This window comes from Saccharopolyspora sp. 6M (genome assembly GCF_020176775.1).
Lineage (GTDB): Bacteria > Actinomycetota > Actinomycetes > Mycobacteriales > Pseudonocardiaceae > Saccharopolyspora_C > Saccharopolyspora_C gregorii.
Genome location: NZ_JAIUJZ010000068.1, coordinates 62,531 through 71,651, shown reverse-complemented (window position 1 = coordinate 71,651; position 9,121 = coordinate 62,531). Strand labels below are relative to the sequence as shown.

Here is a 9,121-nt window from a genome sequence, read left to right as displayed (position 1 = left end):
CCTCGACACCGCCCGCGCCCGCGAACGCGGCGGCGCGGGACTCGGCCTGGCCCTCGCCCGCGAGATCGCCCACCTGCACGACGGCACCCTCGCCATCACCGACTCCGACCGAGGAGCCCGCTTCACCGCGACCTTCCCGCTGACCGCACGGGGCGATCAGCAGTCAGCTCTTCCTTCGCCGTGAGGCGCAGGCTGCCTTCCATCGCTGCGAACGCGCGCTCGATGCACACCGGGAGCTCGCTCGGCGGGCGTTCGGGCTACCACTCGTCGAGCGCGCGACGCCACGCCGCGAGGCAGAACTCCAGAAGCAGCTCGAGCTCGCGTTCGGGCTGCCCCGTGAAGCGGCACGCGATCTCCGCGCGCACCTCGCGCAGCGAATGCGCGGTGAGCGCGGGAGAGGACTCGTTGAGCCGTACGGTCGCGGGGGACCGGCGGTACCAGTCCTGGTCCATACGCCGCAGGGTCTCCAACAAGGCGTCGCGCATGACGGTGACGAGCTCGCCCCTCGGTGACGTCTCCTCCAGCGCGAGCTGCGGTGGCCCAGAACTCCGTGAACGCGGTCAGGGCGACGTCCTCTTTGGACCGGTGATTCCTGAAGAAGGTCCGCCGCGACACCTCGACCGCGTCGAGCAGCTCGTCGAGCGGCGTGCCGTCGAATCCGCGCTCGGTGAACAACTCGACGGCCGTCTGCGCGAGCGCACGCCGCGTGCGGGCCTTCTTGCGTTCGCGCAGCGCCGTGGATCGTTCCGCGGGCATCATCGGTGGCGATCCGAGCTCGACCACCCACCTCCGTTGATGCCCGATCAAGGCGAACGCCACGATGTGGCATCGTTCGTGAGGAAGCACGAGCCGAGCGCTGTCGCCTAGCTTCGACACGAGAAGCGGGAGCCCTTTTCCATCCCTGGCAACGGCGGCCAGGGGGCAGTCGCCCGCTAGCGACGGAGCCTTGACCTCTCCGGCCCGTGTTGGCAGGCCTGTGTCGGCCGTGACTCGCACTGCCCGATCTCCTGCCTCGCCGTTCGAGGGCGCCGTCGCCGCCGCGTTCGCCCGCTGGGGGCTTGTGGTGCTGCGGAGGCGGATCGCCGTGCTCGAGCGTGAGGGCCGTCGGTGCCGCGCGGGAGTGGGAGAAGATCACCCGCGTCCACGCCGACCGGATCCGGGTTCTGCGCAACGCGGGACCGGTGAGCCGGTGCCGCCGACGCGGTGACCCACGACATGGGCTCCTGCGGGTCGGGTCGGCTCCCGTGGTTTTCATGACCGATCGTTCTTGACTGATCGTTCCTGAAAGGGCTAGCGTCGTCGCATGGGGCGGCGGCGGTCTTTCGATGTGGATGAGGTCGTGGTGGCGGCGGCGGATCTGTTCGCGCGCCGCGCCTACGACGGGGTGTCCGTCGATGACCTGGTCACCCGGCTCGGCGTGCACCGCAACAGCCTTTACGGCGTGTTCGGCAGCAAGCGGGGCCTGTACCTGGCGGCGTTGCGCCACCACATCGAGCACGAGGTTCGCCCGCACCTGAACCGGGCGGCCGAACCGGATCACGTGCCGGAGTGGGACCTGCTGCTGGTCGCCGCGGTCGACCGGGCGCTCGACGATCCCGAGGTCGCCGACCTGGTGTCGTCGATCTTCGCGGAACTGGACGAGGCGACGGGGGATCCGCGTGCGACCGAGGCGCTGCTGGGGCGTTGGCTGCGCCGGCGGCCGGTGATGGCGAAGGAGATCTGACGTGGCGGTAATCAGGGTGCAGGGCCAGGACCTGGTCGTGGAGATGGCGGGACTGGACAAGGTCTGGGCGCACAAGAGCAAGCTGACCATTCCGCTGGCGCATGTGCGGGGCGCCACGATGGATCCGGGCGTTCTGGGCGAGCCCAAGGGGATTCGGGCGCCGGGCACGCACGTGCCGGGCCTGATCACGGCGGGCACCTTCCACAAGGACGGTGAGAAGGTCTTCTGGGCCGTGCGCGACGCGCGGAAGGCCGTGGTCGTGGAGTTGACCGGCGACGAACGTTTTGCCCGCCTGGTGGTCGAAGTCGAGGACCCGCGTGCGGCCGTAGCCCTGATCGAACACGCCGCGAGCCGATGATCACCCGAATCGCGTTCATCCTCGCGGTGGTCTCCACCGCCGCTGTCACGGTCGCGATCCCGCCGGCCGCTGGCAGCGCCCACGAAGCGACCTGGTTGCCCGCGCACGATGAGCAGGTGTCGTTCGTCGTGGAAGGCACCACCACCTACGGCACGCTCCACGTGCCGACACGGCGCCCCGGAGAGCGTTTGCCCGCTGCCCTGCTGCTGCCGGGCAGCGGTCCCACCGATCGTGACGGGAACCAACCGCCCTCGCTGACACCCGGCACCCTCCGTGATCTCGCCGGTGTACTGGACCGCGATCGGGTCGCGACGCTGCGGTTCGACAAGTACGGCACCGGCCGCACGGGCTTGGGGGCGTGGGCCGGGCGCCCGCAGGACCTCGATTACCCGGCCTTCATCAGGCAAGCCGGAGCCGCCCGTGACTACCTGCAACGCCGGATCGAAGTGGCGCCGCGCCGGGTGGCACTCGCCGGGCACAGCGAAGGAGCCATGACGGCTCTGGTGCTGGCCGCGCAGGCTCCGCTCCACCGCCGTGCCGCGGCCCTCGTTCTGCTGCAGCCCCAGGCGCTGCGATTCCTGGACCTCGTGGCCATGCAACTCCACGATCAGACCAGGCGACTCGTCGAGTCCGGGGAGTTGACACCGGAGGAAGGCGAGATCGTCGACCGGGCGATCGACGTCGCCGTCATGGACCTGCGCGGCGGCCGCCCGGTCGATACCTCGGCCATGCCGGCGCCGCTCGCCGCGCTCTTCCAATCGCTTGCCGGGCCCAACCGGCGGTTCGCGCTGACCGACGACGCGATCTTCCCGCCCCACGTCGCCCGCTGGCTGCCCCCCCATGCCCGTCCTGCTGACCTACGGCGCGCTGGACCCGCAGGTGCCCTACCCCACCACCGACGAGCTCACCGACGCCGTCGGTCACCGCGTGGTCCTACCCGGCGTCGGCCACCTGATGACCACCGCCGACGGAACGCTCTCCACCGTCCTGACCCGAGAGCTCAGCGCCTTGCGCTGGTGACCGGCGACGCCGGGTCACGACGTTGCGGCACACGCCGCGACGCGGCCTCGCCAGGGGAGGGGCGGCCAGCAGCGCGGTGCCAGTTTTGCAGCCGGCCCGTTTCTGCGGGCCGCCCTCCGACCCCGCGTGCGTGTTACCACCCGCCGGGCTCTTCATGAACCCTGCGGGATCGTTCGCCGCATCCCCTTCAAGGATATGCACGTCGAACCTGGTAGTGCGGCCGTACCATCGGGAATCGGTCGTAGGTCGGGGGATCCTGTGCGGACCAGCGGTGCGTGACCTCCTCGACCGGCCAGTGGCGCCGTGCGCCGCATACGGCAAGTGGCCGTCGTGCTCGCCCGCGGGATGCCGGCTGAGCGCAGCGACGCTTCGGGGCCGGGGTGTCGATCGCCAGCGGCAGCGGGTCGTGCCGTCCGACGCGGGCCGCTATGCAGTACGAGCGCTCGGCCTCCAGTTGGGCGAAGCACAGCCCGCGGTCCAGGATCGGGTAGTGCGTGGCCACGACCACCCAGTCCGCGCGCACGGTGCCACCCGTCTTGACGACCTCGCAAGGGGTGCCTCGGGGTATGTCGAGCGCGCGGTGTGTTCGAACACCGCCGAACCGGTGTTGTCGAGCACCGCGCGGGCGAGTCCGCGAGGTATTCGACCGGCTGGAACTCGATCTAATCGGCCAGCCGCACTGCTCGTTGCCGGGAACGGCAGTCCGGGTGAGTCGGTGAGTTCGACGGGCAGCCCTGCTTGCCGCGCGGCATCGGCCTCGGTCTCGTCGGTCTCCGCCGACTTGGTCGCGTACGTGCACGCCGGTCGCCTCCGCAGTGCGCAGTCGGGTGAAGGCCCATCAGATCCAGGGTGCTGGCTTGCTCGGACCAGGACCGGGGACAGCTCGAGCAGCAGGTGGAGGGCCTGTCGGTCGCGGTGTGCGGCCGCGACGTGGCCGGGCAGGCCGAATGCGTCCCCGTCTCGCGCTTCGCTCGCTGAGCTCGCCGCCGCGTTCGTGGTGTGGTCCGAGACCGCGCTCCAGCTGGCTCGCGGATGCCTGCGTCGCCCGCCGAGCCGCGTTGACCACCACTCGGCGGAGGGTTTCGACCCGGCCTGACCGGGGAATCCTGTAGTTCTCGCCACACCATGAGGAGGCGTGATTCCAATCGCAGATGAGCGGCGCGGCCGGCAGGTCGCGATCCTGGCCACCGACGGTGGCGAGCAGGTCGAAGTGCCCCGGCCTCGCCAGGCGGTCGAGCAGGCGAAGCGCAGGCGATCATGCTGTCGATCGAGCCGGACGAATTCAGTTGGTGAACGCCGGCATCGACAAAGGCGTCACCTCGACCGTCGACCTCTTGGTCGCCGACGTTCCAGGGGACACTTCGAGGCCCTGACCCTGCCGGGTGGCTCGGTCAACGCGGACGGGTTGCGGATAACTCCGCCGCTGCGGGTGTCGTGCGGGACTTCGTCCGGTCGGGTAAGCGGCTCGCTGCGAGCCGGTGGGCGTGATCGCCGAACAGCCCTTGACCCGAGGTACCCCGAGCAGGCCGGTGCGCGGCGGTCAGCAGCCCGCAGCGCTCGACCCACACGGGAGGTGACGTGATGGCAACCCAGAGCGGCGCCACGGCCGATGCGCCCACGGTGACGCTAGGCCTGCTCAGCGATCCCGGACTACCCGCCGAGTTGTCCGCCGACCTCGCCGCACAGCTGCCCGACCTGCTTGAACACGAGACCGACGGCCGTGCCCAATGGCGGGTCGAGACCGCCTCGCAACAGTTGACCCTCGACGAGCACGGCACACTGCCCTCAGTCGAGATCGGCCAACACGCGATGGCCGAGCACAGGTGGGACCTGGTGATCCTGGTGACCGAGCTCCCCCGGAGGGCCGGCACCCAGCCGGTAATCTCCGACTACGGGCGCGTCACCGGCTTCGGCCTGGTCTCACTGCCCGGGTTGGGCGCGATCGGACTGCGCCGCCAGGTGCGCAAGGTGATAGTGCACCTGGTCGCCGAGCACCTGATCGACAAACCGCTCGGCGACGGCGGCACCGACGGGCAAGATCAGGGTGGGCCGCGCGCCCACCGAGCGTTGGGCCCGGGCGCCTCGGTGCAGCACATCGACTCCACCGACGAGGGCATCGACGCCCACCTGGCCCTGACCGGCACCCGGGGACGGCTCCGCCTGCTGGCCGGGATGGTGCGGGCGAACCGCCCGTGGCGGCTGGTGCCGAGCCTGTCCCCGGCCCTCGCCGGTGCCGCTGCGGGGGCGGCGTTCGGGGTGTTCTACTCCAACATCTGGCAGCTCGCTGACGCGTTCAGCGGATGGCGCCTCACGCTGGTCAACGTCCTAGCGGTCCTGGCGATGATCGCCTGGCTGATCATCGACAACAGCTTGTGGGAGCGGCCCTCGGACCGGCAACTGCGCGAAGAGGCCGCGGTCTACAACGCGGCCACCGCGCTGACGATTTCGATCGGCGTGCTGTGCATGTACGTGCTGTTGTTCGTGGCCACCCTGATCTCGGCGCTGGTGGTGATCCCACCCGACTACCTCACCGCCACCCTTCAACACCCCAGCGGTTTCAACGAGTTCGCGATCGTAGCCTGGCTGTCCACCTCGATGGGCACCATCGCCGGTGCCCTCGGCTCCGGGTTCGCCAGCGAGGACGCGGTCCGCCAGGCCGCCTACAGCAAACGCGAACAGGAACGTCGGCAGAGCCTGCGATCCCAGCACTAGGGCTCATTCTGACGTTCGGCGGCGTGGCCCGCCCGCGATGCGCACCCCAGCTGGGAGATCTTTTGCCGCAGTTTCCGCTGACCGCCGCGGCCAGGAGCAGCGGTGTCTCTCGTAGTGGTATGGATACTTCTCAGTCAAGGGAGCCGGACGAACTCCCGCGCCAGCCTGAACTCGCCGACCGCGGCCGAAGAGCCGGGCGTGCCTGAGCAGGCGTTAGACGGGGAATCCAAGCACGCGTTATTGAATTCGATTTGAAAGACGTAGCTCTTTCTGAATCAGTCGGCGAATTCCGGCATCGGGTCATTTCAAAGGGCGGCGGGCGGTATCCGCGTAGGCGGGCCACCTGTGTGAATCCGTTCGGCGCGTATCCGGGTATCAAAGAGGTTCTCCGGCGCCAATCTGTGCGTCGCCAGTGGCGTCCTGAGGATCCGTGAACGCGGTACCGAGGTTGACAGTATGGAGAAGCTGACCATGCCCACTGGTACGTGGACGGAGTCGCCGTCCGAGCCGGGGACTACCGCACCGCAGCGAACGGTGTTTCCAGCACAGTCCCGTGCCTCCCGGTGTCGTGCTCCGTGCTCGTGAGCGTGGCCACAAATCGTGTTCGTTGTGGAGCCCGAACGGATCGATGACGACCAGGGTATTTCGCCCTGGAGTTCGCCGCCGGTGTCCGACCCGTACCTGTGCCGGTGGGGTGAACCGTGCTGCGAATTTCGGCCTCGTAGGCGCACGCGAGAGCAGGCGCCGAGCCCTCAAGGTGGGATGGGGAGCGGCGCGGAACACCATCTGGCCGTGCACGTCGTGAGAGGAACGAGCTTAGGTGGAGTAGTGATGTCCGATCAGCAGCCGGGCGCGTCCGATGCGGGAGGCGCCCCATTCGCAGAGCCCCCGGACCGCCGTTCGATCGCCTCCTACACGCGCTACGCAGACGCCGAGCAAGCCGTCGACTACCTGTCCGACCAGGACTTCCCGGTGGAGCGGGTCGCCATCGTGGGGCATGACGTTCAGTTCGTCGAACAGGTCATCGGCAAGCTCAGCTACGGCAGGTCGGCCTTGCACGGAGCCGGTGGCGGCGCGCTGACCGGCGTGCTGATCGGGTGGATCTTCGGGCTCTTCAGCTGGATCCAGCCGCTGCTGGCCAGCTTCACCCTCGCGATCTACGGACTCGTCTTCGGCGCGATCGTCGGGGCCATGATCGGTCTGCTGATGTACGCGGCGCAGGGCGGCAGGCGGGATTTCTCCGCAGTGCAGATCATGCAGCCCACCCGGTACGAGGTCCTCGTCGACGCCGAGGTCGCCGGGGAGGCGAGCAGGCTGCTCCAGCAACACCAGAAACCGCAGGCGAGCGGTGCCGTCGACTGACCACCGCGCCCGCATTCGTTGGCAGGAGAACGTCATGGCCAAAGCAGTCGGTATCGATCTCGGCACCACCAACTCCGTGATCGCCGCTTGGGAGGGCGGTGAACCCTCGGTCATCCCGAACGCCGAGGGCTCGCGGACGACGCCGTCCGTCGTCGCGTTCACCGACTCCGGTGAGCGCCTCGTGGGCCAGCTGGCACGCAGGCAGGCGATCCTCAACCCGAAGGGCACGATTTACTCGGCGAAGCGCTTCATCGGTCGCCGCTTCGAGGAGGTCACCGACGAAATAGACGCGGTCGGCTTCGACGTCGTCGAGGGCGACAACGGTGTCGCGCGCTTCGAAGTCCGGGGCAAGCAGTACGCGCCGGAGGAGATCAGCGCGCAGGTCCTGCGCAAGCTCGCCGACGACGCGGGCAAGTCCCTGGGCGAGAAGGTCACCGAGGCCGTCATCACCGTGCCCGCCTACTTCAACGACGCCCAGCGCACCGCCACCAAGGACGCTGGGCGCATCGCGGGTTTGGAGGTCCTGCGGATCATCAACGAGCCGACCGCAGCTGCACTGGCCTACGGGCTGGACAAGCGTGGGCACGAGACCGTGCTGGTCTTCGACCTCGGTGGCGGTACCTTCGACGTCAGCCTCCTCGACGTGGGCGACGGCGTCGTGGAGGTCCGCTCCACCGCCGGTGATGGCCACCTCGGCGGCGACGATTTCGACCGCAGGCTCGTCGACCACCTCGCCGACGAGTTCCAGCGCGACAACGGCATCGACCTGCGCAACGACCCACAGGCGCTGCAACGGCTCTTCGAGGCTGCGGAGAAGGCCAAGGTCGAGCTCAGCTCGGTGTCGCAGACCCAGGTGAGCCTGCCGTTCATCACCGCCGACGCCGCCGGTCCCAAGCACCTGCAGTCCACGATCATGCGTTCGACATTCGAGCAGCTGACCTCCGACCTGGTCGAGCGGTGCCTGGACCCGGTCAAGCGCGCGATGGGCGATGCCAAGGTCACCGAGAACGACATCGACGAGGTCATCCTGGTCGGCGGTTCCACCCGGATCCCAGTCGTGCAGGCGCTCGTGCGCAAGCTCACCGGGGGCAAAGACCCGAACATGAGCGTGAACCCGGACGAGGTCGTCGCGCTGGGCGCAGCGGTGCAGGCCGGTGTGCTCAAGGGTGACGTCCAGGACGTCCTGCTGCTCGACGTCACACCGCTATCACTCGGGGTGGAGACCCGCGGCGGCGTCATGACCAAGCTCATCGAGCGCAACACCACGATCCCGGCACGGCGCACCGAGGTTTTCTCCACCGCTGAGGACAACCAGTCCGCGGTGGACATCGTAGTGCTGCAGGGCGAACGCGAGCGGGCCGCCGACAACCGGGTGCTCGGCCGGTTTCGGCTGGAGAACATTCGGCCGGCTCCGCGCGGCGAACCGCAGGTCGAGGTCACCTTCGACGTCGATGCCAACGGCATCCTCAGCGTCACCGCGAAGGACAAGGACACCGGCGCCCAGCAGAGCATCACCATCAGCGACAGCTCCAACCTCGACAAGGGCGAGGTGGAGCGGATGGTCTCCGAAGCCGAGCGCAACCGCGACGAGGACCAGCAGCTGCGCGCCGCCGTGGAGACCCGCAACGAACTCGATTCGGCCGCCTACCAGGTGGAGAAGCGGCTGCAGGAGCTCGGCGACGCGGCACCGGTGAACGAGCGGGCTCGGGCCGAGATGCTGGTCAACGAGGCGCGCGAGGCAGTCCGCGACGAGGCGTCGCCGGAGCGGGCCCGGCCGCTGACCGACGACCTGCGCCAGATCTACCAGGGACTGTCAACCTACGGTGCCGGTGCCGGTGCCGGTGCCGGTGCCGGTGCCGCGAGCGCGACCAGCGATGCGACGGGCGGCTCCGAAGAAGGTGGCGGCGATGACGACGTCGTGGACGCCGACTTCGAACGGACGTGAG

General features: G+C 69.1%; 9 protein-coding genes and 1 pseudogene. 8 read left to right on the top strand and 2 right to left on the bottom strand.

Features of this window, described 5'->3' with window-relative positions:
* A partial coding sequence (locus LCD31_RS11545; protein WP_255623144.1) for an ATP-binding protein occupies positions 1-184 on the top strand: 184 nt, incomplete at its 5' end.
* Between the two features lie 73 nt (positions 185-257).
* On the opposite strand, the gene LCD31_RS11540 is transcribed toward LCD31_RS11545, so the two are convergent.
* Positions 258-452 carry a hypothetical protein gene (locus LCD31_RS11540; RefSeq protein WP_224957904.1) on the bottom strand — a complete coding sequence of 65 codons (195 nt, stop codon included), beginning with the start codon at positions 450-452 and terminating at the stop codon, positions 258-260.
* 169 nt (positions 453-621) lie between these two features.
* A pseudogene (locus LCD31_RS11535) lies at positions 622-756 on the bottom strand (TetR family transcriptional regulator); the annotation flags it as partial.
* A 547-nt stretch (positions 757-1,303) separates the two neighbouring features.
* On the opposite strand from LCD31_RS11535, the gene LCD31_RS11530 reads away from it, so the two are divergent.
* From LCD31_RS11530 to dnaK, 7 genes are all read left to right on the top strand, one after another.
* Positions 1,304-1,723 carry a TetR/AcrR family transcriptional regulator gene (locus tag LCD31_RS11530; protein WP_224957900.1) on the top strand — a complete coding sequence of 140 codons (420 nt, stop codon included), beginning with the start codon at positions 1,304-1,306 and terminating at the stop codon, positions 1,721-1,723.
* A 1-nt stretch (position 1,724) separates the two neighbouring features.
* Entirely contained in the window at positions 1,725-2,081 is a 357-nt protein-coding gene (locus LCD31_RS11525) for a hypothetical protein (protein ID WP_224957899.1), read from the top strand.
* Between the two features lie 840 nt (positions 2,082-2,921).
* Complete coding sequence (locus LCD31_RS11520) at positions 2,922-3,101, top strand: hypothetical protein (protein WP_224957898.1); 180 nt, start codon at positions 2,922-2,924, stop codon at positions 3,099-3,101.
* A gap of 849 nt (positions 3,102-3,950) precedes the next feature.
* The gene (locus LCD31_RS29050; RefSeq protein WP_255617045.1) at positions 3,951-4,079 is read left to right on the top strand and encodes a hypothetical protein; all 129 of its coding nucleotides are present in this window, start codon (positions 3,951-3,953) and stop codon (positions 4,077-4,079) included.
* Between the two features lie 603 nt (positions 4,080-4,682).
* Positions 4,683-5,813, top strand: coding sequence for a hypothetical protein (locus tag LCD31_RS11515; RefSeq protein WP_224957895.1), 1,131 nt, complete (start codon positions 4,683-4,685; stop codon positions 5,811-5,813).
* Between the two features lie 831 nt (positions 5,814-6,644).
* Entirely contained in the window at positions 6,645-7,175 is a 531-nt protein-coding gene (locus LCD31_RS11510) for a general stress protein (protein WP_224957893.1), read from the top strand.
* Positions 7,176-7,209: 34 nt separating this feature from the next.
* On the top strand, positions 7,210-9,120 hold the full coding sequence (dnaK, locus tag LCD31_RS11505; protein WP_224957891.1) for a molecular chaperone DnaK: 1,911 nt from the start codon (positions 7,210-7,212) through the stop codon (positions 9,118-9,120).
* Position 9,121: the final 1 nt, after the last annotated feature.

What these genes read in the sequence shown, in the direction of transcription:
- LCD31_RS11540 (WP_224957904.1), bottom strand. Translation starts at nt 452, where the DNA reads ATGGACCAGGACTGGTACCGCCGGTCCCCCGCGACCGTACGGCTCAAC.
- LCD31_RS11530 (WP_224957900.1), top strand. Translation starts at nt 1,304, where the DNA reads ATGGGGCGGCGGCGGTCTTTCGATGTGGATGAGGTCGTGGTGGCGGCG.
- LCD31_RS11520 (WP_224957898.1), top strand. Translation starts at nt 2,922, where the DNA reads ATGCCCGTCCTGCTGACCTACGGCGCGCTGGACCCGCAGGTGCCCTAC.
- LCD31_RS11515 (WP_224957895.1), top strand. Translation starts at nt 4,683, where the DNA reads ATGGCAACCCAGAGCGGCGCCACGGCCGATGCGCCCACGGTGACGCTA.
- LCD31_RS11510 (WP_224957893.1), top strand. Translation starts at nt 6,645, where the DNA reads ATGTCCGATCAGCAGCCGGGCGCGTCCGATGCGGGAGGCGCCCCATTC.
- dnaK (WP_224957891.1), top strand. Translation starts at nt 7,210, where the DNA reads ATGGCCAAAGCAGTCGGTATCGATCTCGGCACCACCAACTCCGTGATC.